This window comes from Desulfogranum mediterraneum DSM 13871, assembly GCF_000429965.1.
GTDB classification, from domain to species: Bacteria; Desulfobacterota; Desulfobulbia; order Desulfobulbales; family Desulfobulbaceae; genus Desulfogranum; species Desulfogranum mediterraneum.
The window spans coordinates 51,449-78,177 of record NZ_AUCW01000022.1 but is presented as its reverse complement, the minus strand read 5'-3'; the positions used below and the strand labels follow the sequence as shown (position 1 = coordinate 78,177).

The 26,729-nt window shown below is 60.5% G+C and carries 16 protein-coding genes; 5 read left to right on the top strand and 11 right to left on the bottom strand.

Going from position 1 to position 26,729, the window contains the following annotated elements; translation table 11 throughout:
* Window positions 1-48: 48 nt before the first annotated feature.
* The 9 genes from G494_RS0111860 to G494_RS25490 form a co-directional block, all read right to left on the bottom strand.
* Window positions 49-1,413, bottom strand: coding sequence for a hypothetical protein (locus G494_RS0111860; RefSeq protein WP_028584716.1), 1,365 nt, complete (start codon window positions 1,411-1,413; stop codon window positions 49-51).
* Window positions 1,406-3,028, bottom strand: a complete 1,623-nt coding sequence (locus G494_RS0111855) for an FAD-binding oxidoreductase (protein ID WP_028584715.1) — start codon at window positions 3,026-3,028, stop codon at window positions 1,406-1,408. Before G494_RS0111855 ends, G494_RS0111860 begins: the two co-directional genes overlap by 8 nt.
* Window positions 3,025-4,341 carry an L-lysine 6-transaminase gene (gene lat / locus G494_RS0111850; RefSeq protein ID WP_028584714.1) on the bottom strand — a complete coding sequence of 439 codons (1,317 nt, stop codon included), beginning with the start codon at window positions 4,339-4,341 and terminating at the stop codon, window positions 3,025-3,027. The genes G494_RS0111855 and lat overlap by 4 nt, the downstream gene beginning before the upstream one ends.
* A 103-nt stretch (window positions 4,342-4,444) precedes the next feature.
* Window positions 4,445-5,977: an L-piperidine-6-carboxylate dehydrogenase gene (gene amaB / locus G494_RS0111845; protein WP_028584713.1), complete on the bottom strand. Its 1,533-nt coding sequence runs from the start codon at window positions 5,975-5,977 to the stop codon at window positions 4,445-4,447.
* A 395-nt stretch (window positions 5,978-6,372) separates the two neighbouring features.
* Complete coding sequence (locus G494_RS25495; RefSeq protein ID WP_051305638.1) at window positions 6,373-9,111, bottom strand: hybrid sensor histidine kinase/response regulator; 2,739 nt, start codon at window positions 9,109-9,111, stop codon at window positions 6,373-6,375.
* A gap of 279 nt (window positions 9,112-9,390) precedes the next feature.
* The gene (locus G494_RS0111835) at window positions 9,391-10,068 is read right to left on the bottom strand and encodes an ABC transporter ATP-binding protein (RefSeq protein ID WP_028584712.1); all 678 of its coding nucleotides are present in this window, start codon (window positions 10,066-10,068) and stop codon (window positions 9,391-9,393) included.
* Complete coding sequence (locus G494_RS0111830; protein WP_028584711.1) at window positions 10,061-11,287, bottom strand: lipoprotein-releasing ABC transporter permease subunit; 1,227 nt, start codon at window positions 11,285-11,287, stop codon at window positions 10,061-10,063. Before G494_RS0111830 ends, G494_RS0111835 begins: the two co-directional genes overlap by 8 nt.
* Before the next feature lie 50 nt (window positions 11,288-11,337).
* The gene (lysS, locus tag G494_RS23180; protein WP_035246346.1) at window positions 11,338-12,855 is read right to left on the bottom strand and encodes a lysine--tRNA ligase; all 1,518 of its coding nucleotides are present in this window, start codon (window positions 12,853-12,855) and stop codon (window positions 11,338-11,340) included.
* A gap of 391 nt (window positions 12,856-13,246) precedes the next feature.
* Window positions 13,247-14,542, bottom strand: a complete 1,296-nt coding sequence (locus G494_RS25490; RefSeq protein ID WP_028584710.1) for a class I SAM-dependent RNA methyltransferase — start codon at window positions 14,540-14,542, stop codon at window positions 13,247-13,249.
* Window positions 14,543-14,986: 444 nt separating this feature from the next.
* On the opposite strand from G494_RS25490, the gene G494_RS0111815 reads away from it, so the two are divergent.
* Entirely contained in the window at window positions 14,987-16,345 is a 1,359-nt protein-coding gene (locus G494_RS0111815; protein ID WP_028584709.1) for a sigma-54-dependent transcriptional regulator, read from the top strand.
* Between the two features lie 211 nt (window positions 16,346-16,556).
* The gene (locus G494_RS0111810; RefSeq protein WP_028584708.1) at window positions 16,557-19,268 is read left to right on the top strand and encodes a sensor domain-containing protein; all 2,712 of its coding nucleotides are present in this window, start codon (window positions 16,557-16,559) and stop codon (window positions 19,266-19,268) included.
* Window positions 19,269-19,280: 12 nt separating this feature from the next.
* Here G494_RS0111810 and G494_RS25485 read toward each other — a convergent pair whose 3' ends face one another.
* A complete protein-coding gene (locus G494_RS25485) occupies window positions 19,281-21,458 on the bottom strand; it encodes a response regulator (protein WP_051305637.1) in 2,178 nt (725 codons plus the stop codon).
* Complete coding sequence (locus tag G494_RS0111800) at window positions 21,455-21,808, bottom strand: alpha/beta fold hydrolase (protein WP_028584707.1); 354 nt, start codon at window positions 21,806-21,808, stop codon at window positions 21,455-21,457. Before G494_RS0111800 ends, G494_RS25485 begins: the two co-directional genes overlap by 4 nt.
* Before the next feature lie 580 nt (window positions 21,809-22,388).
* Here G494_RS0111800 and G494_RS0111795 point away from each other — a divergent pair.
* The 3 genes from G494_RS0111795 to dnaK all read left to right on the top strand — a co-directional run bounded on the left by G494_RS0111795 (window position 22,389) and on the right by dnaK (window position 26,565).
* The gene (locus G494_RS0111795) at window positions 22,389-23,699 is read left to right on the top strand and encodes a pyridoxal phosphate-dependent aminotransferase (RefSeq protein ID WP_028584706.1); all 1,311 of its coding nucleotides are present in this window, start codon (window positions 22,389-22,391) and stop codon (window positions 23,697-23,699) included.
* Between the two features lie 232 nt (window positions 23,700-23,931).
* Complete coding sequence (locus G494_RS0111790; protein ID WP_051305636.1) at window positions 23,932-24,507, top strand: nucleotide exchange factor GrpE; 576 nt, start codon at window positions 23,932-23,934, stop codon at window positions 24,505-24,507.
* A 129-nt stretch (window positions 24,508-24,636) separates the two neighbouring features.
* Window positions 24,637-26,565: a molecular chaperone DnaK gene (gene dnaK, locus G494_RS0111785; protein ID WP_028584704.1), complete on the top strand. Its 1,929-nt coding sequence runs from the start codon at window positions 24,637-24,639 to the stop codon at window positions 26,563-26,565.
* The last annotated feature ends 164 nt before the right edge of the window (window positions 26,566-26,729 follow it).

Genomic DNA, 26,729 nt, shown 5'->3' with positions numbered 1-26,729 from the left:
GCCAGCGTTCCAGGGATGGCGTCCGAGGGCGCTGCGCGGGCGAAGTGCTTACTGCTGGTAGCGGCGGGGATCGGTCCCGCGGATGATCAGGTTGACGTTGTTCTTGTTAAAGCCCTTGTAGCCCTCCCGGCGCTGGATATTCTCCAGGTGACTGCCGATGACCCCCTTGCTGAGGAACTGCTCGGCCTTGGCCGGGGTGATGGCCCGGCGTTCCACCAGGGCCTGAACCCTGGAGGGGGCCACCTCCCAGATCTCCCCCCTGCTGAAGGACTGTTTGAGGTAGTCGAAATCACTGAACGGCGCCATGAAGTCGGTCTGGTAGCGGTGCAGATCCTGGGGCAGGAGCTCAAAGAGACAGTTTGCCGCCAGGTGATGCATGCCGGCGGCCAGGATGGAGTCTCCGTGGAGCCCGCACCAGAGACCCACGGTCCCCAACTCCTCCCGTTCCTCCAGGCCCTGGGTGGAGAAATCCAGGGCCACCTCCTCCGGGGCCAGGTCAACATCCAGAAACAGGGACAGGCCGGCATCCCGGTTCTCCATCACCTGAGCCCCCCAGCCCGCCTCCTTGCCGGCATAGAAGCGTTCCCTCCTCTCAAAACCCAGCAGGCTGAAGAATTCCACCAGTTTGGCAAAGTGTCTTCTGGAGCTGCGGAAGGTGTGATGGTCGTGGTTGGCCCAGCCCATGCCCAGGATATCCTGACGCATCTTCTGGATACGGGCCACCCGGTTGCGGGCCATCCAGTACCCCCGTTCCGCCTGGCAGATCACATGGGCGGCCGTATCCCGGCCCAGGGTCTCGATGAGGTGCTCGGCGGTATCCACTAAGCTCGAGAGGAGCTGCTTCTCCTCGGCTGGTGTGGGCGCTGTGCGGCGGATGGTCTGCCACTGCTCCTGGGACTCCAGGTACTGGGCCTGGCTGTAGGGCATGATCGTGGTGGGCAGGTAGCCTTTGCCTCCTCTGCGTTCCACCGCATAGAGTGCCCAATGGCAGTCCGGGGTAGCGCAGCACCTGCGCAGGGGTGCCAGGGGCTCACCTCGTATCTCACCCTGGAGGCCGTTGCACTGGAGAAAATGGGCGATACTGTCCACCCGGAGGGCGATTCCGGCGGGCTCCTCCTTGCCCGGACGGGTGATCACCGCCGGCAGGGTGGAGTCGCGGTGGAGGAAGAGGGTCAGCTGGGCCTGGTGTTGGGGGATGAAGTCCAGGGCCTCGAGCCGGGTCTGGAGCTCGCCGGAGCCTTCCAGGATGAAGTGGTCCAGCCAGTCAAAGAGGCGTGTGGAGCTGGTGGTGCTGAGCCCCTCTTCCAGGGCGCGGATCGCGGGATTGGCCTGCTGCGCCTCCTCCAGGAGTTTGAGGAGAAAGCGTTCTGCCTGTGGATGTCGCTGCCATTGAAAGGGTCTGTTCTCATCCATGGGGGACTCCTTGTTGTTGTCCGGGTTTTGGTCTGGCTCCGGTCAGTTCAGAACGAAGGTGGCTGGTGATCGGTTCCTGGCTGAACATGACCCCTGGGTTGAGGAGGTCCCTGGGGTCGAAGATCTCTTTCAAGGTCTGCATCTGCTGATAGATTGCAGCTCCCCACTCCTGCTGCAGATAGGGGGCGCGCAGCCGGCCCATACCGTGTTCGGCGGTGATGGTGCCCTGGTAACGGAAGACCAGCCCATAGACCTGGTCGGCGATGGCCTGGAGGTGCTCCTTCAGGTCCGGCCTGGAGAGATCGATCAGGGGGCGGAGGTGGAGGTTGCCGTTGCCGGCATGGCCAAAGAGGATGGTTTCCAGCTGGAGGCGGGCAAAGAGCTGTTCCAGGTCGGCGATAAAGGGGGCCAGGTAGATGGGGTCCACGCCCACGTCATTGACCAGGGAGAGGGCCCGCAGGGCCGGACCTGGGTGCATCAGGATGGGCAGGATCTGTTTCCTGACCTTCCAGAGTGCCTGCAACTCCTGCTCATCGCCAGCCTGCCGCGCTGGGGCGGTAAAATCGAATCCCTGGCCCTTTAAGAGGGTGGCTACCGTCTCCAACTGCTCCTGGCGGTGCGCTCCCTCAAACTCGATGAAGAGCAGGTGGCCGCTGTCAGGCAGGCCCAGATCCCGCCCTGTCCTCGACTGGATGATGCTGATGGTCTGGCGGCTGATCAACTCCATGGCTGTGGGCTGATGTTCCCTGGCCAGGGCAACGGCCTCGGCCAGCTCGGCCAGACTCCGGAAACAGAGGAGCAGGGCGGATTTCTCCGGGGTATGGGCTTCCACCCGCAGGGTGGCCCTGGTGAACACTCCCAGGGTGCCGACACTGCCCACCAGCAGTCTGGCCAGCCTGGTGCCTGGCGAACACTCTTGGAGCAGGGCCTTGAGGTTATAGCCGCTGGCTGTTTTCATGGCGGCTCTGGCCCTGAGGAGTTCCAGGGAGGGGGGATCATTGCTGATGGCCTTGAGCAGGGAGGTGATGGCGCAGCTCAGCTCCCGTGGAATGGAAGAGGGAACCTGGGTGTTGATGTAGTTGCCCTGGGCGGTGAAGAATTCAAGCTGCTCGATGAAGTTGTCTATGGCGCCGTGGGAGAGGCCATGGGGACCGCTGGCCTTGGTCGCGATGTTGCCGCCGAGTTGACAGAGGGGTCCGCTGGAAGGGTCTGCAGGCAGGTAGTAGCCGCGTCGGATCAGGTAGTCCTGGAGGCGTTGATGGGAGACGCCCACCTCGGCAACGACCCTGCACTGGCCCCCACTGCAGCTCATCCCCTTGATCTTTCCCAGAAAGCCGTCCTGGCGAAAGCGGAGCACCATCCCGCGGCCCAGGGCGCTGCCGGCGGTGCCTGAGCCGCCCCCCCGGGGGGTGATGGGCAGGTTTTCGTTGCCTGCCAGGAGGATGATCTTTTCCAGATCCTCCATGGAGTCCGGCCAGACCACCAGCAGGGGTTTGAGCTGATAGATGGAGTTGTCGGTGGAGTAGCGCTCCAGGGTGGCCTCATCGGAGCGGACCTCGCCGTCCAGCTGTCGGCGGAGTTTGTCAACCAGCTTGGCGCGGGTGGAGGCCTTCATCTGCGCATCCGCTTCAGCAGGCGGGCGAGGATGGTCAGGGCCTCATCAATCTCCGCTTCAGCAACGGTCAGGTGGGGCCGGAAACGGATGGTCTTCTCGCCGCAGCCCAGGAGCAGGAACTTTTCTTTAAAGGCGGCCTGGATAAAGTTGTTTTTGCTCTCCTCCTTGTCCAGGTCAAAGGCGCACATCAAGCCTCTGCCCCGGGGGTTGCTGACCAGTTCCGGGAACTCTCCAGCCAGGGCCTTCAGCCCCAAAAGCAGCCGTTTTCCCTGGATCCGGCTGTTGGCGACCAGTTCGTCTTCGGCAATGATCTTGAGGATATGGCTGCATCTGGCCATGTCGATCAGGTTGCCGCCAAAGGTGGAGTTGATCCGGCTGGACTCTGCAAAGACGTTGTCAGCCACCTGATCGATACGTTTTGAGGCGAGGATGCCGCAGACCTGGGTCTTTTTGCCGAAGCAGAGGATGTCGGGTCGGACATTGAAGTGTTCGTGGGCCCAGAATCTGCCGGTGAGGCCGAGGCCGGTCTGGATTTCGTCCATGATATAGAGCAGCTCATGGTTGTCGCAGAGATCGCGCAGCTGCTGGAGGAACTCGGGCCGGAAGTGGTTATCGCCGCCCTCGCCCTGGATCGGTTCGATGATCAGGGCGGCAAGGTCGTCTCCTGCCTCCTTGATCACCTCTGTGAGCTGATCCATGGCCAGCTTTTCCCGGCGGCTGACCTCCTCCAGCTGTGCCTGGTCAAGGGGAAAGCGGAGCTTGGGGTTGATGATCCTGGGCCAGTTGAAGGTGGGGAAAAACTTGGTCTTGCGCTGATCATGGGTGTTGGTCAGGGAGAGGGTATAGCCGGAACGGCCGTGGAAGGCCTGCTGAAAGTGGATGACCTGGCTTGCCTGGCGGCGATGGTTCCCCTTGGCCAGGTTTTTTCGGACCTTCCAGTCAAAGGCGGTCTTGAGTCCGTTTTCCACGGCCAGGGCTCCGCCCTCGATGAAAAAGGCGTGGGGCAGGTAGTCGGGCATGGCGTGGCTGGCAAAGGTGGCCATGAATTCGGCATAGGCCTCGGTGTAGACATCGGAGCAGGAGGGTTTCTGCACGGCCAGGGGCGCCAGCTGATCCTGTGCGGCCAGCAGCTTGGGATGATTGTAGCCCACCGCCATGGAGGCATACATGGAGAAGAAATCCAGGAAGGGTGCACCGCTCAGCTTATCCACCAGGTAGGAGCCGGAGGACTTTTTCAGGTCCAGGACCAGGTCCAGGCCGTCGGTGAGGATATGTCGTGCCAGGGTCGGGGCAACATCATGGGGAGTCATCATCGCTAAACCTCCAGTGAAGTCGGTTGTCAGAGAGCGGCCAAGGTGCCGCCGGCTGAAGCGCGGGGGGCGCTTAGCCGGCGGGCCAGGGAGAAGGGAAGATCGCTCAGAGCTGAAAGGTGATGCCTTGGGCCAGGGGCAGGGCAGTGCCATGGTTGATGGTCACGGTCTGGCGACGCATGTAGGCCTTCCAGGCATCGGAGCCGGCCTCCCGGCCGCCACCGGTCTCTTTTTCACCGCCAAAGGCCCCGCCGATCTCCGAGCCCGAGGTGCCCAGATTGACATTGGCGATCCCACAGTCTGAGCCCTGGTTGGAGAGGAAGGTCTCGGCCTCGGCCAGCCCGGTGGTGAAGATCGCCGAAGAGAGTCCCTGGCTGACCCCGTTCTGGATTGCGATGGCCTGCTCAAGTGCGCCCTTGTACTTGAGCAGGTAGAGGATGGGGGCAAAGGTCTCTTCCCGGACCAGGGGCATGGAGGGCTCGGCCTCTACCAGGGTCGGCATGACGTAGCAGCCGGAAGCGTAGCCCTTGCCGCTGAGCACCTTGCCGCCGAAGATGATCCTGCCGCCCTGGGCGGTGATGGCGGTGACGGCCTGCTCATAGGCGGCCACGGCCTCCTGGTTGACCAGGGGACCCACATGGTTTACCGGGTCCAGGGGCGAGCCGATGCGCAGGCTCTGGTAGGCGGTGATCAGCGCCTCTTTGACCTGTTTATAGACCTTTTTGTGGACGATGAGTCGGCGGGTGGTGGTACAGCGCTGGCCGGCGGTGCCCACGGCCCCGAAGACTACCGCCGGGATGGCGAGTTTGAGGTCGGCCTGGGGAGTGATGATGATGGCGTTGTTGCCGCCCAGCTCGAGGATGGATTTTCCCAGCCTGGCCGCAACGGTCTGGGCGGCCTGACGACCGGTAGCCACCGACCCGGTAAAGGAGATCAGCGGAATCCTGGGGTCCTGGAGCATGGCCTGGCCTACGGACCTGCCGGAGCCGATGACCAGGGAGAAGATCCCTTCGGGCAGCTGGTTGCTGCGCAGCACCCGGCCGATGAGGTGTTGGACGGCAATGGCGGTCAGGGGCACCAGGGAGGAGGGCTTCCAGATGTTGACATTGCCGCAGACCGCGGAGATCATCGCATTCCAGGACCAGACCGCCACCGGAAAGTTGAAGGCCGTGACGATCCCGACCAGCCCCAGGGGATGGTACTGGTCATAGATCCGATGGAGGGGGCGTTCCGACTGCAGGGTGGCGCCGGAGAGCAGGCGGGACTGGCCCACGGCAAAATCACAGATATCGATCATCTCCTGGACCTCGCCGTATCCCTCCTGGAGCGATTTGCCCATCTCCAGGGAGACCAGACGGCCCAGGGCTTCTTTCTGCTCGCGGAGTTCAAGACCGATCTGGCGGACAATATCGCCCCGCTGGGGCGGCGGGACCTGCTGCCAGAGGGCACAGCTCTCCTGAGCGGTGGCCAGGATCTGTTCCAGTTCCTCGGCACCGCCACAGCGGACCGAGGCGATCACCTTGCCGTCGATGGGGGAGCGGGACTTGAGGCGCTTCTCCCTGGTCGGGGAGAGCCAGCTGGTTCCTGTAGAGACGCCGGAGTTGAGTTTCCGAATACCGAGTTGGTGGATGAAATCCATATCGTGTCCTCTCTTCTGTGCTCTGAAGGGTCAGAGCCGGATGCAGAGACGGCAGGAACAACAGGAACGCTCCATGGCGCCTGCCGATTAGAGGGGGATGGCCCCTGGGGACAGAGGGGGAGTGGTTGAAGGCCCTGTCGCAGTAGGGGGTGGTCGTCAACCTTAGCTGCAGACAATGCGCATCGCCCGGCACCCCGTCAATGGATCGCTTCAAGGGAGGAACAGGGGGTGGTCTTTTGGGCGGGCAGCGAGGCATTGCCGGCATCCCCTTACAGTGTACGTCATCACACCTGGGAAACAAAGTGACAAATGGACAAAGTGGTCCCTGCCGTTAAAGAGCAGGGAGCGCCTCGGAAATGGGGCCATGGCCGAGGGAGGCAGAGCGCCGGCGGCCTTTAACCAAGCAGCTGCTGGAGGGTCTGCTTGAGTTCCATCATCCGGTAGGGTTTTTGAATAAAGCCGGCCGTCCCCTTACCGCCAAAGCGTTCGCTGACCTCCTGCTCGTTGTAGCCGCTGGAGAGCACAACCTTGACCTGGGGATTGATCACCTTCATCTGGGAAAAGGCCGCCTGCCCGTCCAACCGGGGCATGGTCAGGTCCATGAGCACGGCGGTGATCTCCTCCTGCCTGCTGCGGTAGATATCCACGGCAATGGCACCGTCTTTGGCGGTGATCACCGTAAAGCCGAATTTTTCCAGGAAATTTTTAGCCACCACCAGGACGGTATCTTCATCGTCCACCACCAGGATGGTGCCCTCTCCCTGCCAGGACTGCTGCTCTTCCCCTTCAGCCGACTGCATGGGGGCGAGGTCTTGGGATGCTGCCGGCAGCATGACCTTGATGGTGGTGCCCTTGCCGGCTTCGCTGTAGACCTTGATGGCCCCCTGATGGCCGCGGACGATTCCCAGGACCGCCGACATCCCCAGACCGCGTCCGGAAAATTTGGTGGTGTAAAAGGGCTCAAACAGCTTTTCCCGGGTGGCGCTCTCCATGCCGATGCCGGTGTCTGAGACCTCGATGTAGGAGTAGACTCCGGCGTTTAGATTCTGGTTCAGGAAGGTGGTCTGCAGGTACTCCTCGTTGCACTCTATGGCCCCGGTACTGATGGAGATGACCCCGCTCCTGCTCTCGATGGCCTCAGAGGCATTGATCACCAGGTTCATGATCACCTGGCGGAGTTGGGTCGCATCCGCCTCCACCGGCGGCACGCCATCGCTGAAGCGGAACTTGAGGACAGCGTTCTTGGCGATGGAGACCTGGAGCATGCAGGTCATCTCTTCAATGATCTCCTGGAACTGGAGCCTGGTGATGACAAAGCGGCCCTTGCCGGAGTAGGCCAGGAGCTGGCGGCAGAGATCACCGGCCCGGCGACTGGCGGTTTCCACGTTCTGGAGGTAGGGCCGCGCTGCCGAGTGCTGGGGCAGCTCAGAGAGGGCCAGGTCGGTGTTGCCCAGAACCGCCACCAGGATGTTGTTGAAATCGTGGGCAATGCCCCCGGCCAGGACGCCGAGGCTTTCCAGCTTCTGGGTGCGTTGGAGCTGCTGTTCCAGACGGGCCTGCTCCTCTGCCAAACGTTTGCCCTCGGTGATATCCAGACCGGTAAAGACAATACCCTGGCTATGGTCCTTGCTGTCCAGGGGGGCATAGGTCAACTGAATATGGAGGACCTTGCCGTTTTTGTGGAGCCAGCGGGTTTCCACCCAACCCACTGGCTTGTCCCGGAGTTGATCCACAAAGGCCTGGCCGGTGCGCTGGTACTCTTCCTCGTCAGGATAGAGCATGCGTGCCGATTTGCCGAGGAGTTCCCGGCGCTGATAGCCGACCATGGCGCACATCCGATCGTTGACCCAACCAAAGTTCCGGCTGCCCAGGGAGTGGACCATGCCCACGGCCGAGGGGGCGGCCCGCATGATCGTGTTGACGATCTCCACCGTCTGTTTCAGTTCCTTCTCCCGGTGGATCCTGGCGGTGATGTCTGAGTGGATGGTGGCCACATGTTTTCTGTTGAGGCCAAAGATCTTGATCAGGTAGTGACGGCCGCTGCCTGGATCGTAGTGTTCCAGCTGTTGCAGGGGTTCTCCTCTTGCTGCCCTGGCGCAGGCGGCCAGAAAGGAGGGGGGCTGATCATGGAGATCGACCGGGAAGGCCTGGTTGGCCTCGATGGTCTGGTAATCGAGCGGTGTACCGGCCTGGTCGCTGATCAGCCTGTGGATGGCGATGCCCTCGCTGGAGGATTCAAAGAAGGCCCGCAGTCGGGCCTCGCTCTCCTGGAAGGCGGCCCGGGTTTGTTGCTCCTTGGTCACGTCTTCGGCGATGACGGCAAAACCCTCAAGCTTGGTATGGAGATCCAGCACCGGGATTATCTGGAAGCTGAAACAGCGGGCCTCCGTTCCCAGGATGAGCGGCGGCAGGGAGGTCAGGGAAGAGTCCGGGTTGGCCACCAGGCTGCGCAGCTCTTGCTCGAACCAGGGAAAGGGGGTGGAGCAGAGGGAATCTGTGCCGGTTGCGCCGCTGGGCGGGGAGTGACTCTGGGTGGCCTGGCTGAGGAGGGTGATCCCGGCTTGGTTGGCATATTGGATGGCAAGGTTTGGGTCGAGCCAGAAGACCGGTTCCCTGATATGTTCCAGCAGGGTGAGGTGGAGCTTGCTCTCCCGGCTGAGGCGTTGACGCCATTCCAGGGAATCTTTCCCTTGGTTTGGCTGTGCCGGCTTCTGCCAGGCATCACAGACGCCGAGTTCGATCCAGTCAAAAAAACGATTGATCAGCGAAACATAGAGCCGCCCCTTTGGGGTGGCCTGTTCCTGGATCTCATCGAGATAGCCCTGGCGGAAACACTTGAGTAAGCCCATAAACCGGGAAAGCGGGATCCCCTGGGCCCGGTGGCTCTCAGCCATCTGGGCGGCAAAGACCCCCATGGGGCTGTGCTCCATCCGGGAGCTGGCATGGAGCGGGGGGATTTCCTCCAGGCTTGCGATGGTGCCAGCCAGGGCCAGGTTGAGTTGACTGACCGAGGCTGGCCAGGCCTTAGCCCGGGTAGAGGTATGGCGGCCATAGTCCTGTTCCCCTGCATAGCTGACAATACGCCGGGTGAGTCGGTCCTGCTGCTTGCTCAGCAGGAGAGGGAGTTGTTCCATAGGTATGATATCGAGCTGAATTCCGGGGATGATTGAAGATGGGATGCCACTGCCCAGGTACCAGGCGGTGAGGCCACTGAGGAGAAGAACTCCCCCAGCCGTCGGCCGGCTGAAGAGGGGGGTACCCTTGTCTCAGCTGAGCTGCACTCGCTCTCCAAGAGGAGCGATTCTGCCCGTATCTGTTTAGTATTGTTGGAGAGTATGGCCTAATCTCGGCCGAGCGTCAAGCTCTTCCTGCCCTTATTCGGGCCGGAGGGCCTGGGGCAAAGGGAAAACAGCTTACTTCAGGGAACCGTCGGCCAGGGTCAGGCAACGGTCCAGCCGGCGGGCCAGCTGGAGGTTGTGGGTGACCATGATCACGCTCAGTCCCATGGCATCGCTGAGCTCGCGGAGCAGGGAAAAGACCATCTTGCCGCTGGTGGAGTCCAGGTTGCCGGTGGGTTCGTCGGCCAGGAGCAGGGCCGGTTCCATGATCAGGGCGCGGGCCAGGGCCACCCGTTGTTGTTCCCCGCCCGAGAGCTCGCCGCTGCGATGATGGCTGCGGTGGTCCAGCTGAATTCTGTGGAGGAACTCCTGGGCCCTGGCCTCCAGGCGGCCGTGCTCCATGCCGTGGATCAGGCCCGGCATCATGATGTTTTCCAGGGCCGTGAACTCGGGCAGGAGGTGGTGGAACTGGAAGATAAAACCGATGTTGCTGTTGCGGTGAGCCGCCAGCTCCCGTTCTGATTTGCCGCTCAGCTCTTTCCCCTCAAAGGTGAGGCTGCCGCTGTCCGCCTGATCCAGGGTGCCCAGGACCTGGAGCAGGGTGGTCTTGCCGGCTCCGGATGCCCCGACGATGGCCACCATCTCCCGTGGCTGCAGGCTGAGGTGGACCTGGTTGAGCACCTGGATGGTGAAGGGGCCGCTGGTGTAGCTCTTGGAGAGCTGATCTGCCTGGAGTCTGGGGGGCTTACTCATAGCTCAGGGCCTCTGCCGGTCGCACCTTGGAGGCCTTCCAGGAAGGGTAGAGGGTGGCCAGCAGGGTGATGGCCAGGGCGGAGACGGCGATGATGATCACGTCCGAGGGCACCACGGTGATGGGCATGGTGGACATGGGGTAGACGTTGCTGGGCAGCTCGATGATCTTGTAGCGTTTGAGCAGCCCGCAGAGGCCCAGACCGCTGAGCACCCCCAGGGTGGTACCACCCAGGCCGATGATCATCCCCTGGTAGAAGAAGATCCGCATGATGGAGCCGGTGGTGGCGCCCATGGACTTGAGAATGGCGATATCCCGGTTCTTTTCCATCACCACCATGATCAGGGCGCTGATGATGTTGAGGGCCGCCACCAGGATGATCAGATCCAGGGCAATGAAGATCCCCACCTTCTCCAGCTTGAGGGCGGCAAAGAGGTTCTGGTTGATCTCCATCCAGTCCCGCACCGAGTAGCCGGGGCCCAGTACGGCCTCCATGGCAGTGGCCGTGCGGTCGGCCTGGTCGATCTCGGTCACCCGGACCTCGAGCCCGTGTACTCCCCGATCCAGGCCGGCCAGGGCTCTGGCCGTGGTCAGGTTGGTATAACCCATGCTGGAGTCGTACTCGTACATCCCGGTGTTAAAGGTTCCCACCAGGGTACAGGTCGTGATCTTGGGGAGGACGCCCATGGGCGAGAGGCTGCCGTGGGGGGAGATCAGGCGGACCTTGTCGTTGATGGTGACCCGCAGCCGTTTGGCCAGCTCGCTGCCGAGGATGATCCCCGGAAAATCCAGTTGCTGCTCCAGATCCAGGAGGCGTCCCTGTTCCATGACCCCGTCGATGGAGATCACTTCCCGGGCGGTGCTCGGTTCAATCCCCCGGAGGACCAGACCGGTTGAGGCTCTGCCCGAGGTGATCAGGGCCTGGCCGTAGATGTATGGGGTGGTGGCCTCCACACCCTCAACCCCTGCCAGGCGTTGGCGCAGCTCGGCAGGATCGTGCATGGTGCCGCCATAGGCCTGCACCAGCACGTGGGCATTGATGCCGATGATCTGGTCACGCAGGCCCTGGGTAAAGCCGGTATAGACGCTCAGGACCACGATCAGGGCCAGCACCCCCACCGCCACCCCCAGCACCGAGATGATGGTGATCAGGGAGATGAACTTCTGGCGACGCTTGGCCCTGAGGTAGCGCAGGCAGACAAACCATTCAAACGAAGCCATCTACGCTTCCGCCGTGCAGACCAGGGATTCTGATGGGCTCACCGCAAGACTCAAGCCTCGGCCTGGGCTTCTTCTTTGCCCTGTTCCCGGAGCTCGGGCTTAAGGTGGGGGAAGAGGATGACGTCCCGGATGGAGGGGGCGTCGGTGAGCAGCATCACCAGCCGGTCGATGCCGATGCCTTCGCCTGCGGCAGAGGGCATCCCGTACTCCAGGGCACGGACATAGTCGTGATCCAGGACCGGGTGAATCTCCTCGTCGTCTCCGCGCTCATTGATCTGCTGCTCGAAGCGCTGGAGCTGATCCACCGGGTCGTTGAGCTCGCTGAAGGCGTTGGCGATCTCCCGGCCGGTGATAAAGAGCTCAAAGCGATCCGTGACAGTGGGGTCTTCCTCGTTGCGACGTGCCAGGGGCGAGACCTCGGTGGGGTAGGAGGTGATAAAGGTGGGGTCGATCAGCTGTTCCTCCACCAGCAGCTCAAAGAGCTCGGTCTTGGCCTTGCCGGGACCGGCCTCGGGCTGCAGTTCTATCCCTTTTTCCCTGACCAGGGCGAAGATGGCCGCATCATCGTTCAGGAGCGCCTGGTCCACCCCGCCGATTTGGACCAGGGCCTGGTCCATGGTCAGGCGCCGCCAGGGGGGCGCCAGGTTGACCGGAGTCCCCTGATAGCTGAGTTCCATGGAGCCGGTGATCTCTGCTGCCAGCCAGGAGATCATCTCTTCGGTCAGGTCCATCATGTCGTGATAGGTGGCATAGGCCTGGTAGAACTCCAGCATGGTGAACTCTGGGTTATGCCGGGTGGAGAGGCCTTCGTTGCGGAAGTTACGGTTGATCTCAAAGACCCGTTCGAAACCGCCCACCAGCAGCCGCTTGAGGTAGAGTTCCGGAGCGATCCGCAGAAACAGGTCCATGCCCAGGGCATTGTGGTGGGTCTTAAAGGGCTTGGCCGTGGCGCCGCCGGGAACGGGCTGCATCATCGGGGTCTCCACCTCCATGAAGCCGCGGTTGTTGAGGAACTCGCGGACCAGGCGGATGATCTCCACCCGCTTCTGGAAGGTTTCCCTGGTTGCGGGGTTGACGATCAGGTCCAGGTAGCGCTGGCGGTACCTGGTTTCCACGTCGGTCAGGCCATGGAATTTTTCCGGCAGGGGCCGCATGGACTTGGAGATCATCACCACTTCCCGGGCAACGATGGAGGTCTCTCCCACCTTGGTCTTGAACAACTTGCCCTCAACCCCGACGATATCGCCCACATCCCACTTCTTGAAATGGGCAAAGGTCTCTACACCAAGGGTGTCGCGGCGGACGTAGATCTGGATCCGGCCAGAGGAGTCCTGGAGGTGAAAAAAGGCGGCCTTGCCGAACTTGCGCATGGACATGATCCGGCCGGCCAGGCGATAGGTGGTGCCGCTCTCTTCGTGGGCTTCAGCCTGGAGCAGGTCTCCCTTGGGGAGGATATCGGCCACGGCCTGGGGTGCTGTGAAGCTGTTGCTGAACAGGTTGATCCCGTCCTGGGCAAGGGCTTCTGCTTTTTCACGACGCTGGCTGAGGAGGTTGCTTGTAGTTTCCATCGGATTCAGGTGTAAGACTAAGGGTTGGAGGGGGAGGGGAAGAGGGTGGCGGCCACCCTGAAGCGTTCTATTTTTTGCTGGTCTCGGCCTTATGGGGACACGGTTATCCTTAAAGTAGCTATGAGGGGCCCCATGCCTTGAGGGTACCTTGAATAATAAGATATCTTGCTCAAACTCAAGGCCTGCGGGAAAAATTATCACAGATAGTTGCTCTTCCGACGATAATTGACCGACCCTGACGCCGAGCTCGGGCAAAATAACACCTGTTCAAGCGGCCCTTGATCTTGATCGAAAAATCTCACCATGCACGATCGAGGTGGGAGCGGTTTTTACTCCTTCACCGGCCGCGATCGTGCAAAACCAGTATAGATAGTGCGTCACCGGTCGGATGTCAATTTTTTTCCAGGACCACCACCGATTCAATATGGTGACTCTGGGGAAACATATCCACCGGCACGGCCCGGACCAGGCGATATCCTTCCCCGCAGAGCAGGGCCAGGTCGCGGCCCAGGGTGGCTGGGTCGCAGGATATATAGATGATCCGTTCGGCTCCAAGCTGCGGCAGCAGCTGGAGCGCCTCCCGCTCGAGCCCCTGCCTGGGGGGGTCCAGGAGAATGGTAGCAACCTGTTCTTTGTCCTGGCAGCTGCGGAGGAGGGCATCCCTGACCGGTTCGGGCTGGAAGGCGGTTGTTGCGGCCAGGGGAGTGGCAGCCTGGTTGGCCCGGGCCCAGAGGATACTGCGTCGGTTGTGTTCTATCCCGGTCACCTGCCAGCCCAGGAGCGCGGCAGGCAGGGAGAAGTTGCCGATCCCGCAGTAGAGGTCAAGCAGGGGACGGCCATGGCCCTGGCCCAGGAGTTCGCTGACCAGGGTAACCAGCTGTTGGTTCTGGGCCACATTGACCTGGAAGAAGCAGTGACTGTCCCAGGAGAGGGTATAGGGGCCGGCAGCTGCGGAGAATTCCTGTTGCAGAGGGGCCTTTGCCGGAAGGGTGGTGTCCCGGCGAAGGCTGGCCGGATCCTTGATCACCGCATGGTCCGCCAGGGTGGCTATCTCCGCGGGCGGCCGGGATGGGGCTGCGGGCTTTCGGGGATGGAGAACGATGCTGAGCTCGCCGCCGGCCGGACTCTCCAGCAGTTCAATGGCCTTCCACTGCCGGTTGAAGCGGGGATCGAGACCAAGCTGTCGGCAGCGCTTGAGAGCGCGGTTGATGGCTGGCGTGGCGAGCAGACACTGTTCAATGGGGATGATGGTGTTGCTGGCCCAGCGGTGAAACCCCAGTTCGCCCCTGGTGTTGAGGTGGAGGCGTATCCTGTGGCGGTAGCCCAGGGCCAGGGGGGAGGCCAGGGTGGCATCCATCCGTGTTGTAGAGAGGTCCAGCCGGCTTCGCTCCAGGGTCTCGCCGAGGAGCTGCCCCTTCACGGTCAGCTGCTCTTCATAGGCGATGTGTTGGAGGTTGCAGCCGCCGCAGCGACCGTAGTAGGGGCAGGGCGGCTGGACCCGGTGGGGAGAGGGCTGTTCCACCCGGACCAGGCTGGCCTGGAGGAACTTCTTGGTTCGTTTCCTTTCCTTTACCCGGACCAGCTCCCGGGGCAGGACCTGGGGCACCATGACCACCATGCCGTCGCTAAGATACCCCAGGCCTGAGCCCCCGTGGATGATCTTTTGAATTTCCAGTGTATGTTCCATTGCGTCCTCACAGGGTTTGGTGCTACCATAGCCAGGCTGAAGGCAGAGGCTCCAGCCTCTGCTGACAAGGTACTTTAGTTGCTTTTAGTTGCTTTTAGGTGATAGATGACAGCTGATAGGTGACGGCTGAGCTTGAAAATTGTTTTTTTGCCAATCTCTGCGTTCTGATGGAAAAAAGTATCCCTGGAATATCAGTTGCGTGCCTGTGGTAATTTTTTTCCCAGGCCGTGATCGTGAGAGGGCACTCGCAGGCCCCTTGGAGCATACCCTACCGAGTTGGTGAAAAACAACAACAGGCTATCTTGACGAGTCGCTTTTTCTGCCAATCTCTACCTTGTACAAAAAATATCCTTATAAAATAAGGTGAATGTCCGTGGTGCACATTTCCCCATGCCTTGATCCAGATTGAAAAGTTGAACCGTTTTAAGTAGCCGACAGATAACTATGATAGCAAAGCAGGCAAGCCCGTATACGCTCCTCATCGTTGATGATGATCAGGTGCATCGTTTCATGCTGCGCTCCCTGATGAGCGAATGGGGTTGGGACAGCGAAGAGGCCGATGACGGTACCACCGCGGTCCGGGCGGTGAAACAGGGGCCATTTGATGCCATCCTGATGGATGTGCGGATGACCACCATGGACGGGATGGAGGCCCTGCAGCGGATTCACACCATCAATCCGGCTATCCCGGTGATTATCATGACCGCCTTCTCTTCGGTGGACTCTGCCGTGGCCGCCATCAAAGAGGGGGCTCACGATTACCTGACCAAACCCTTGGATTTTGATAAACTTCGCCAGACCCTGGAGTTGGCCATGGGCCACCGCCAGGGGGAAGAGGGGGTGATGGACCATGGCCTCCCCTTTGGCGATAACGAACGCATTATCGGCAGCTCCAAGGCCATGGAGGACCTCTGGAATCTGATTGTCCAGGTGGCGCCCACCGAGGCCACGGTGCTGATTGCCGGGGAGTCCGGCACGGGCAAGGAGTTGGTGGCCTCGGCCCTCCATCACAACAGCAGGCGCAGAGAAGGTCCCTTTGTCAAGGTCAACTGCGCAGCCCTGGCAGAGAGTCTGCTGGAGTCGGAGCTCTTCGGCCATGAACGCGGCGCCTTCACCGGTGCCGATCGAAGGAGGGAGGGGCGCTTTGTCCAGGCCCAGGGCGGCACCCTCTTCCTGGATGAGATCGGTGAAACCACCCCTGCCATGCAGGTCAAACTGCTCCGGGTGCTCCAGGAGCACGAGTTGGAGCGGGTCGGGGGGCAGGAGACGATCCAGGTGGATGCCCGGATCATCGCTGCCACCAATCGCAACCTGGAGGCTGAGGTGGCTGCAGGGCGCTTTCGGGAAGATCTCTACTACCGCCTCAACGTGGTGGTCCTCGAGGTGCCGCCCCTGCGGGAACGTGACGGTGATATCCCCCTGCTGACCGAGTTTTTTATCCACCGTTTTGCCGAAAAAAATGATCGCCAGGTCAGAGGGGTTACTCCGGAGTGCATGGATGTGCTGGTGCGTTATCCCTGGCGAGGCAATGTCCGGGAACTGGAAAATTCCATTGAACGGGGGATCATCCTGATGCGCGGTGAATACCTGGAGCTCAGCGGCCTGCCCCTGACCATCCAGCAGTGGGCCGGCCGGCACCCCTTCAAGGAGGCACCACGGCCCGCCACCCTTAAGGAGGCTGAAAAGGCGCTCATCCTCCAGACCCTGGAGGAGACCGGCGGTAACCGCAGTGAGGCGGCCCGGCGCTTGCAGATTACCCGCAAGACCCTCTTGAATAAGCTGAAGAGTTATAATATACAGTGATACGATCTGGCCTTTTCAAGGAGAGTGTCTCGTGCTGACAGGGGCTGGGCAAGAGATCCCGCTCGTTGGCAGCTTATCTGCTTCCGGCCCCGGTTCCGGGGAGTGTGCTGTCCAGAGGGGTGGCCTGCAGTCAAGGGTGGACAGGGGATATAGAGCAGGTGAGCGATAATTACAGCAGAATCTGCCGCTAGACGGCATGGTGAGGCCAAGGATGGCGGATGATATAACAGAGGACCTGCTCAAGGCTGTCAATCAGCTGTATCGATTTCTCCTCAGTGAGCGGGACCTGGCCAACATGCTCCAGGGGATCTGTGATCGCCTGGTAGGGGAACAGCTCTTTCGCTCGGCACTGATCGTGCTCCAGGATCAGGCCATGGGTGGGATGATTACCGCTGAGACCGGCCTGGCGGATCGGCTGCCTCAGGTCATGGCCGAGCTGCGAGCCGGAGTGTTGCCCCGCTGCGGCCAGGAGATCCTGGAGCTCGAAAGGCCCCCGGTCATGCCCTGTGATCCGGAGCTCTGCGGCGGCTGCAGTATGTTGGCCGGCGAGGCGGATTCCCAAAAGATCTGCGCAGGGCTGTGCACCGCCATCAGCTGTGTGCCGAGTCTGTCCGGTTTTCTGGTGGTTTCAGGCCAGGAGGGCTGTCAGGGGGGGAAGCCTGGCCCCGCAGTGCTGCAGTTGTTTACGGAGATCGGCAGCGCGATTTCCCTGGCCCTGGGCCGTCTCTCTGCCCTTGAAGAGGCCCAGCGCCGTGAAGAGGAGCTCTGTCTGGTTGAAGAGCGCTACGAGTTGGCCCTGTTTGCCTCCCAGGCCGGTCTCTGGGACTGGAACATCCAGACCGGCACCATGTATACCAGCCCCAATCAGAAAGAGTATCTGGATTACCGTAAGGGCGATAGCAGCCCCGGTGCGATCCAGCGCTTCATTCACCCCGATGATAAGGAGCGGGTGCTGGCGGTACTCAACGATCACCTTGCCGGTAAAAATCAGGAATACCAGATCGAATACCGGGTCAAGGGGGAACATGACCAGTGGGTGTGGTACCTGGACCGGGGTAAGGTGGTGGAGCGGGATCAAAACGGCATGCCCGTACGGATGACCGGTACCCATCAGAATATCTCCCTCCAGAAGCAGCGGGAACAGACCCTGGCAGCCATCCAGCAGCAGCTCCACCAAGCGGTGGACCATGAGCGTAACTTCCTCCAGACCGTGATTGACAGCGCCGGCGATCCGGTGATGGTCATTGACCTGAACTATACCATCCTCCTGATCAACCGGACTGCAGCCGGCTTGATCGAGGGGGATCATTCGGCGGGGCTGATTCAGGAGAAGAAGTGCTATCAGCTCTTCTGTAAGGAGACCCAGCCCTGTAACGACGGCCGTTATCCCTGTCCGGTCAGGGAGGTGCAGCGCGAGTCCCAGCAGCAACAGTTGATCCATAATCCCTATCACGGCAACAGGATCAACAATACCTTTGAGATCGATGTCTCTCCCCTCTACGATGGTGATGGCCGGCTCTACGGAATCATCGAGATCGGCCGCGATATCACCGACCGTTTGCGGATAGAAAAGGAGTTGCGTGACAGTCAGTCCAAGCTCTATCGTCTGGCCCACCATGATACCCTGACCGGTTTGCCCAACCGGTTGCTGGTCAAGGACCGGCTCAACCAGGCGATCATCAAGGGGGATCGGATCAAGAAGAGTGTGGCGATCATGTATCTGGATCTTGACCGCTTCAAGCAGGTGAATGATACCCTGGGCCACGACGTGGGGGATGCCCTGCTGGTGGAGGTGGCCACGCGACTGCAACAGCAGTGTCGGCAGTCGGATACGGTGGGCCGCCTGGGAGGTGATGAGTTTGTCTTTATCCTGGATGAGATTGCCTCTAAAGAGGACGTGGCCATGGTGGCGCACAAGATCATAGCCTCCATGGAGCAGCCCGTGGTGGTGCAGGGGCATCAGATCATGATCTCCACCAGTGTCGGCATTGCCCTCTACCCCGATGATTCGGCGGATGTTGAGGGGGTGGTGAAGTGTGCGGATATGGCCCTGTATGAGGCCAAGGAACTGGGCAGGAACTGTTACCGTTTTTATAATCGCCAGACAGCGCCCCTTGGCCAAAGGCGTTATCTGCAGGCAGTGGACTCGGAGCTGGGCCTTCAGCTCGACCGCCTGGCGGTGCGCTATCAAGCGATCTACAAGCTGGAGGATGACAGCCTGGCCGGCCTGGACGCCAGGGTCTCCTGGCAGCATCCGAGCCAGGGAGAGGTGGCTGTCCTGCAGCGGTACCAGGGTGAACAGGGGGAGGACAATTCGGTCGAGATAGGCCTCCGGGTCCTGGGGGAGGTCTGTGCCGACCTTGAGTTCTGGCAGAGCCGTGGAGCCTGGCATCTTCCCGTACTCCTCCGGGTAGGGGAAGAACAGCTGCGCAGCCAGGAGTTTGTCCAGGGTGTGGCTGCGGAGTTACAGCGGCGGAACCTGCCCGGGAACCGGATCGAGCTTGTCCTGCCTCCAGCCATCCTGGCGGGCGAGGATCGCCGTGCTGAGCAGCATCTCGCCTTTCTCGAACCCCTGGGGCTCAGGTTTGCCGTTGCCGACCTGGGGGGAGAGGCCCTCTCCCTGGCCCGGCTGCAGGGGCTGCCTCTGCAGCGATTGATCCTGGAGCGCGGCCTGCCGGACCAGGGGAGAAAGGGGGGTGATGGCTCCTGCCTGATCGACCTGCTGGTGGGCCTGGGCCGGCAACTCAGGCTGGAACTGGTGGGGCAGGGGGTAGAGCAGGGCAGCCAGTTGGATTTTCTCCGCCAACATGGTTGTGATCAGGTCATGGGTGATCTGCTTGCACCGCCCCGGGATCGGGCCGGTGTGCTCGAGTTGCTGGCCAGCCAGGATGGCTATGGGGTCGGGTCGGCAAAGGGCAGCTGAAGGAGGCGGCGCTTACGGGGCCAGTACCTCCCGGAGTTTGGCCGAGAGCGCGCTCAGGGTAAAGGGCTTCTGGAGAAAAGCCGTGCAGCCTAGGCCCAGGATCTCACGGACCTGGTCGTTGGCGGCGTAACCGCTGGCAAGGATCACCGGCAGATCCGCCTGAATGGTCCTGATGCGGTCAAAGGTGGCGGTGCCGTCCATCCCGGGCATGATCAGGTCCAGGATGATCAGCTTTACCCTGCTGTTTTCCTCCTTGAGGAGTTCCAGGGCCTGTTCACCGCTGTGGGCAACCAGGCCGGTGTAGCCGAGTTTTTCCAGGAGCGTCTTGCCCATGGCGGCAATGAGCGGCTCGTCATCCACCACCAGCACGGTCCCGGAGCCGGGACGTGGCCTGGGTGGCAGCGGGTTGGCTGCTGCCGGTTCCCGGGAAGCTGTCGGCAGGTAGATGGTGAAGGTGCTTCCCCGGCCGAGCTCGGAGGAGACGGTGATGATGCCTTCATGGTTCTTGATGATGCCGTAGGTGGAGGCCAGGCCCAGGCCAGTGCCGTGGCCCTTCTCCTTGGTGGTGAAAAAGGGGTCAAAGATTCGCTGCCGGACCTCCTCCTTCATCCCTGTGCCTGTGTCTCGTACCGAGATGCGAACATACTCCCCCGGGGCGACCTGATGCGGCCGACAAAAGGTCTGGTCCAGGGAGACCCGTTCCGTTGTCAGCTGCAACTCCCCTCCGTCAGGCATGGCCTGCCAGGCGTTGATATAGAGGTTCAGGAGGACCTGTTCCAGTTGTCGCTTGTCTGCGATAACGACAGCCCGATTCGGGGTCAGTTTGGCGGAGAGGCGGATCTGTTTTTTGGTCCTGCCGAACAGGGTGGCGCTGCTGGCAACGAGCTCGTTGATGGCCAGGGGGCTCGGCTCATACTGGCCGCCCTTGGCAAAGCCGAGCAACTGGTTGGTGAGGGCGGTGGCACTGCGAATGTGGTCTTCAATCGCCGCAAGATGCTCGCCATGGGGGTGGTCCGGGGGCTGGTCGCAGGCCATGAGCGAGATCCTGCCCTGGATCACCATCAGCAGGTTGTTGAAGTCATGGGCAACGCCCCCTGCCAGGGTACCCACGGCCTCCAGTTTCTGGAACTGGAGCAGTTGGTGTTCGATCTCCTTGACCTTGGTGATGTCGGTGGCAATGTGGAGACGCACCAGGCGGCCGTCGGTCCAGCTGATGGCCCGATCCTGATTGATATACCACCTGCCGGTGAGGGGGTTCTTCTCCTGCCAGACCCGGACCTCGCCAGGGGCTTGGCCGTCGCTGCAGCTCTCCAGGCCGGTACATCGCCTGCAGGGCGATGATTTGCCGCGGAAGTGTCTGTAGCAGGTCTTGCCGGTAAGGTCCTGGCCAAAGGCATCGAGCATGGCCTTGTTCATAAAAAGGATGCGATGGGTCTTAAGGTCTGCCACGTAGATGGTGGCGTCTATGCTGTTGAGCACCGTCACCAGGGTCTGGTGGGACTCATGGAGGGCCTGTTCGGAATGTCTGCGCACGGCTATCTCATGGGCCAGGGTGGTGTTGGCCCGGCTCAGCTTGCCAGTCCTGCGGGCAACCCGCAGTTCCAGGTTTTTGTTGGCCCGGGTCAGGGCCTTGAGCAGGTAGAGGTTGTCCATTTTGGCTGCAACCATCTCCACGACCTGCTCTACCACCATCAGGCTGGAGCAGAGCCGGTCGACCGCCGGTGCGTCTGCAAAGAGGAGAAAGATGCCTTTTGGCTGGCTCTGGGTCGTAAACGGGAGCAGCGCGGCCCTGGAGGGGACAAAGAGCTCCGGGGGAAAGCTGCAGCTGATCCTGTCCTGGATCCGGGTAAGCACTGGCCCCTGTTTCAGCTCCCTGAGGAGCTCTGCTTTGATGGTGATGGGGCTGCCGGGAAGGCTTTGCTCGGAAAAACGGGCATAGCTGCAGAGGGGCTCCAGCCGGTTGCCGCTCAGCTGGCCGCAGCAGAGCGCAGGGATGGACTTGAGGATGGAGATCCGCTCAAGGACCTTTTCCAGGAGTTCCGTGACCTGGTCGTTTCCCTGGGTGATCTTGGAGATCTGGCCGAGGAGGAGCGTCTCTTCGGCTCGCTCCGTCAGCATGGCGTTCTCCGCTTCAAGGAGGCGGAGTTTTTGCTGGAGCAGCTCAATGTCTGGCCTGGTGGGGGTGCTCATGATCTGGTCTGAAAAAAGTCAAGCATGGCCGAGGCGAGCAGTTCCGGCTCATCCTCCCGGATAGAGTGGCCTGCAGAGCGGCTGGAGATGAGGTCGGCCTGGGGGAGCTGCTCTGCCAGTTGCCGGGAAATGGCAGGGCTCAGGTAGGGGGCAGCCTCCCCCCTGATGATCAGGACAGGGAGTTGGAGTCGATCCAGCTCTTCCCGGATTTCCAGGAGGTGTCGGTTGTCCAGCCCTGCAGCAAAGTGGAGCAGCCCTCTTCTGCCTGCTCCCTGGCGAAGATAGGCCAGTCGGTGTTCACCTATGGTACAGTTGGCTATGGTGCAGTTGGCTAAGGTGTGTGGGGTCATCGGGCTGGTCATGGTGTTGTCGCCAGGAGCGGGTGCAGTCAGCAGGCCCTAGAGGACCTGGAGGCCCTTGAGGGCCAGGGGGCTGTTCCTCTTTTCGCCTTACAGGATAGTGGCTTTAGCGGTGTCGGTCAATCCGGAATTCCCGGATAAGAGCGCTGGTCCAGATTTCCGGATGATTGGCTTGCCTGGGCGATGGAGAGCAGCCGCTGGCGAGTCGGCAGGGATCCGATCTCCGGGCATCTCCGGTCCATGGGTCAAAGGGGGGGATTTAAGCTGAGCTCTCCGGCCGGGGAACGACCCATCCTAATCATGAAATATTGACGGCTTGGGCGCTCTGTGGTAAGAGCCCTGCTGACATGTCGCCACCCCACCGGCTCTTCTCGGGTCCTTCTCGGGAAAGCTTACGGCTACCTTGAAAAGTTGCTTTTCCTGCCAATCCCCGCGTTATGATGAACATTGTAACCTCGGAATATCCGTTGTAGGCCTGCGGTAAAATCTTCCCCACGCCTTGATCCTGGTCGGAAAATCTTATTTTTCAACGTACCCTTAATTTCTTTGAATACTGAAATCTTGAGGTGTTATGCGTACCAATATTCTTCATATCGGAGCCGGTGAGCTCAACTATGAAATCAGGAACATCGTCATGGTGGGTGAACGCCTCCAGAAGATGGGGGTTCCGGTGAACTGGGAGAACATCGGTGATCCTGTGGCCAAGGGGGAAGAGGTACCGCAATGGATGAAGGATATCGTCGCCGAAGTGGTCCAGGAGGATGGAGCCTATGCCTACAGCCCTACCAAGGGGGTGGTGGCTACCCGGGAATATATAGCCGCAGAGACCAACCGCCTGGGCGGGGCCCAGATCGATGCCGAGGATGTGATCTTTTTCAACGGACTGGGTGATGCCATCTCCAAGGTCTTTGGCTTTTTGAAGCGTACCGCCCGGGTGGTGGTGCCCACCCCCAGTTATACCACCCACTCCTCTGCAGAGGCTGCCCATGCCGGGGCCGAGCCGGTCACCTATATTCTGGATCCCAATCACCTCTGGTATCCGGATCTGGAGGATATCGAGAACCATATCAAGTATAATCCGGCAGTGGCCGGGATCCTGGTCATCAATCCCGACAACCCCACCGGAGCCGTCTATCCCGCCGATGTACTCAGGGCCATCGTTGATATCTGTGAGAAGAATGACCTCTTTCTGATCTGCGATGAGATCTACCAGAATATGACCTACAACGGCACCACCTCGGTCCCCCTGTGTACGGTTATCGGCGACAAGGTGCCTGCCCTCTGCATGCGCGGCATCTCCAAGGAGATGCCCTGGCCCGGCGCCCGCTGCGGCTGGATCGAGGTCTACAACGGCCATCGGGATCCCATGTTTGAGTGCTATGTCCAATCCATCGTCAATGCCAAGATGCTTGAGGTCTGTTCCACCACCCTGCCGCAGATGGTCTTTCCCAGGATCAAGCAGCATCCGCTCTACCCCGAGTATCTTCGCCAGAGGGTGGAGCGTTACGAGCGCTACTCCAACATTGCCTACGACACCCTCAAGAATGTGAAGGGAATGCTGGTGAACCGTGCCAATGGGGCCTTTTACATGAGCGCTGCCTTTGAAGAGGGGCTGCTCAACCACAGGCAGACCCTGGAGATAAGAGATGACCGGGTCCGGGCCATTGTCGAGGAGCTGGTTGACGGTCCGGAGGTGGAGCCGGACAAGCGTTTTGTCTACTACCTGCTGGCCGCCACCGGGATCTGTGTGGTGCCGCTCTCTTCCTTTGCCACCGAACTTCATGGCTTCCGTATTACCCTCCTGGAAAAGGATGAAAAGCGGTTCAGGGCTATCTTCAACACCATTGCCGAGTCCATTCAACGCTATCTCTGCTCCGCCTGATAGCCGGAGGAGGAGGCTTGGCTTCGGATCATGACCGGCCGCCCGGTTCCGGCCTTCCCGGAAAAATCAGCAGCCCTGTTTTATTCCTCTTTAAATCAGTTTTCTCCGCCCTTGACACTGGTTTTTGCCATACTTATTGTTGGTCCAGATTCGGCCGGACAGCCTGTTTGCTCTGTAATGAGCAGGCCTTAAACGATTACGCGATACAGTAACCATCGAGAAGGAGAAACACGTGGTAGAGGAGACCAGAGAACAGCAACCTGTTGACCAGGAGGAGGCAACGACTCCTGATGAGCTCGGAGATGTGGAAGGCGTTGTTGTCGAAGAAGCCGACGAGGTGGACAGCACTCATCTCCAGGAGGAGCTCGGGGCGGCACAGGATAAGCTGTTGCGTATCGCTGCTGAGTTTGAAAATTTTAAAAAGAGAATGGAACGTGAGCAGGCCAAGCTGATCAAGTATGCCGGAGAGAATATCCTCCGGGAACTGCTCACCACCCTGGACAATCTCGACCGGGCCATTGAGCAGGGTAAGGCAGGGAACGGCGAAGATAGCGCCAAACTGCAGTCCATGCTCGAAGGCCTGGATCTCACCCAGAAGGGATTGGCAGCTACCCTGGAAAAGTTCGGGGTGGAGCCCCTGGAATCGGTGGGTAAGGAGTTTAACCCCGATGAGCAGGATGCCCTGACCATGGAGGCCAGTGACGAGGTCCCGGCCAACCATGTCCTTCGCGAGTTTGCCAAGGGCTACCAATTCAAAGATCGGGTCCTGCGCCATGCGCAGGTGGTGGTCTCCAGCGGTCCGGCATGACAGGACCCCGGGATAGCTCCCCGATGGTAGCCACACGGGATAACGACATATAACCACACTTACAATATTGTACATTTAGACTACTGCTCAGCTTGGCGCTGAACAGAAAAGGAGGCAGGAGAACGCGTTATGGGAAAAATTATAGGTATTGACCTGGGTACCACTAACTCTTGTGTATCCATCATGGAGGGAGGTGACCCCAAGGTCATTGAAAATAGTGAGGGGAACAGAACCACTCCCTCCATTGTAGCCTTTCCCGACAACGGTGAACGGCTGGTGGGCCAGGTGGCCAAACGCCAGGCCGTCACCAACCCCACCCGGACACTGTTTGCCATCAAACGACTGATCGGCCGGAAATTCACGGACCCTGAGGTCCGGAAGTCCATAGAGGTCAGCCCGTTCACCATCGTTGAGGGACCGGGCGGTGACGCCGTGGTCGAGGTGGAGGGTAAGGCCTATACCTCTGCCGAGGTATCAGCCATGATCCTGGGCAAGATGAAGCAGACCGCAGAAGAGTATCTGGGAGAGCCGGTGGAAGATGCCGTGGTTACCGTGCCAGCCTACTTCAACGATGCCCAGCGTCAGGCCACCAAGGATGCAGGCAAGATTGCAGGACTCAATGTCCAGCGTATCATCAACGAGCCCACCGCTGCCTCCCTGGCCTATGGCCTGGACAAGAAGGGTGAAGAAAAGATCGCGGTCTTTGACCTGGGTGGCGGTACCTTTGACGTCTCCATCCTGGAGATCGGCGACGGGGTCTTTGAGGTGAAGTCCACCAACGGCGACACCTTCCTCGGTGGCGAGGACTTTGATATGCGGATCGTCAACTGGCTCGCCGACGAATTCAAGCGGGACCAGGGCGTTGACCTGCGCAGCGACAAGATGGCCCTCCAGCGGCTGAAGGAAGAGGGAGAAAAGGCCAAGAAAGAACTCTCCACGGCCATGGAAACCGACATCAACCTCCCCTTTATCACCGCCGACGCCTCCGGGCCCAAGCACCTGAACGTCAAGCTCAGTCGTGCCAAGCTGGAGTCCCTGGTTGAGGATCTGGTGGAGCGTACCGCAGGGCCCTGCCTGACCGCCCTCAAGGATGCAGGCCTGAGTGCCTCGGAGATCGATGAGGTCATCCTGGTCGGTGGTATGACCCGGATGCCCAAGGTTCAGGAAAAGGTCAAGTCCATCTTTGGCAAGGAACCCCATAAGGGGGTCAACCCCGATGAGGTGGTTGCCATCGGTGCCGCCATCCAGGGTGGGGTGCTCCAGGGTGATGTCAAGGACGTCCTCCTGCTCGACGTGACTCCGCTCTCCCTGGGTATCGAGACCCTGGGCGGGGTGATGACCAAGCTGATCGAGAAGAACACCACCGTTCCCACCAAGAAGAGCCAGGTCTTTTCCACGGCTGCCGATAATCAGCCGGCGGTTTCCATCCATGTGCTCCAGGGTGAGCGCGAGATGGCCCAGGACAACAAGACCATCGGCCGCTTTGAGCTGGCGGATATTCCCCCTGCACCCCGCGGTGTACCCCAGATCGAGGTGGGATTTGACCTGGATGCCAATGGTATCCTCCATGTCTCTGCCAAGGACCTGGGCACCAACAAGGAGCAGTCCATTCGGATCACCGCCTCCTCCGGTCTTTCCGAGGAAGAGATCGAAAAGATGAAGCAGGATGCAGAGATGCATGCCGAGGAAGATAAGAAGCGCAAGGAGTTCGTGGAAGCCAAGAACAATGGCGATGCCATGATCCACATGACCGAGAAGAGCCTGAAGGAGCTGGGTGACAAGGTCGATGCCGAGACCAAGGGCAATGTGGAGCGGGAGATCGAAAATCTGAAAAAGGCCCTGGAAGGTGAGGACGTGGAGGCCATCAAGGCCGCCACCGAGGCCCTGACCCAGGCCTCCCACAAGCTCGCTGAGCTGATGTATGCCCAGGCCTCCCAGGATCAGCCCGGAGGAGGAGCCGGCGCCGGGGGAGCCGCTGCCGGTCAGGCCGGTGCAGGCAAGAGCGGCGGCAAGGATGACGATGATGTCGTAGACGCCGATTTTGAAGAGGTGAAGTAAGCGCCTCTGCTCCCCTCGGGGAGTTTGGCTGTAGAGGAGGGGAGTGTAGAGTAAATCTACACTCCCTTTTTTTTTGGTTTTGCGCTATAGGGATGGGTCGCAGTTTTTCAGCTGAGCCGCTCTGCCTGCCTTTTTTGATCTCGATCTGCTCTGAAAAATTCTAT

Excerpts from the sequence above, each read along its gene's own strand:
- amaB (WP_028584713.1), bottom strand. The coding sequence starts at position 5,977 with ATGGATTTCATCCACCAACTCGGTATTCGGAAACTCAACTCCGGCGTC.
- lat (WP_028584714.1), bottom strand. The coding sequence starts at position 4,341 with ATGATGACTCCCCATGATGTTGCCCCGACCCTGGCACGACATATCCTC.
- lysS (WP_035246346.1), bottom strand. The coding sequence starts at position 12,855 with ATGGAAACTACAAGCAACCTCCTCAGCCAGCGTCGTGAAAAAGCAGAA.
- G494_RS0111835 (WP_028584712.1), bottom strand. The coding sequence starts at position 10,068 with ATGAGTAAGCCCCCCAGACTCCAGGCAGATCAGCTCTCCAAGAGCTAC.
- G494_RS0111815 (WP_028584709.1), top strand. The coding sequence starts at position 14,987 with ATGATAGCAAAGCAGGCAAGCCCGTATACGCTCCTCATCGTTGATGAT.
- G494_RS25485 (WP_051305637.1), bottom strand. The coding sequence starts at position 21,458 with ATGAGCACCCCCACCAGGCCAGACATTGAGCTGCTCCAGCAAAAACTC.
- G494_RS0111795 (WP_028584706.1), top strand. The coding sequence starts at position 22,389 with ATGCGTACCAATATTCTTCATATCGGAGCCGGTGAGCTCAACTATGAA.
- G494_RS0111830 (WP_028584711.1), bottom strand. The coding sequence starts at position 11,287 with ATGGCTTCGTTTGAATGGTTTGTCTGCCTGCGCTACCTCAGGGCCAAG.
- G494_RS0111855 (WP_028584715.1), bottom strand. The coding sequence starts at position 3,028 with ATGAAGGCCTCCACCCGCGCCAAGCTGGTTGACAAACTCCGCCGACAG.
- G494_RS25495 (WP_051305638.1), bottom strand. The coding sequence starts at position 9,111 with ATGGAACAACTCCCTCTCCTGCTGAGCAAGCAGCAGGACCGACTCACC.
- G494_RS0111800 (WP_028584707.1), bottom strand. The coding sequence starts at position 21,808 with ATGACCCCACACACCTTAGCCAACTGCACCATAGCCAACTGTACCATA.
- G494_RS25490 (WP_028584710.1), bottom strand. The coding sequence starts at position 14,542 with ATGGAACATACACTGGAAATTCAAAAGATCATCCACGGGGGCTCAGGC.
- G494_RS0111860 (WP_028584716.1), bottom strand. The coding sequence starts at position 1,413 with ATGGATGAGAACAGACCCTTTCAATGGCAGCGACATCCACAGGCAGAA.
- dnaK (WP_028584704.1), top strand. The coding sequence starts at position 24,637 with ATGGGAAAAATTATAGGTATTGACCTGGGTACCACTAACTCTTGTGTA.
- G494_RS0111810 (WP_028584708.1), top strand. The coding sequence starts at position 16,557 with ATGGCGGATGATATAACAGAGGACCTGCTCAAGGCTGTCAATCAGCTG.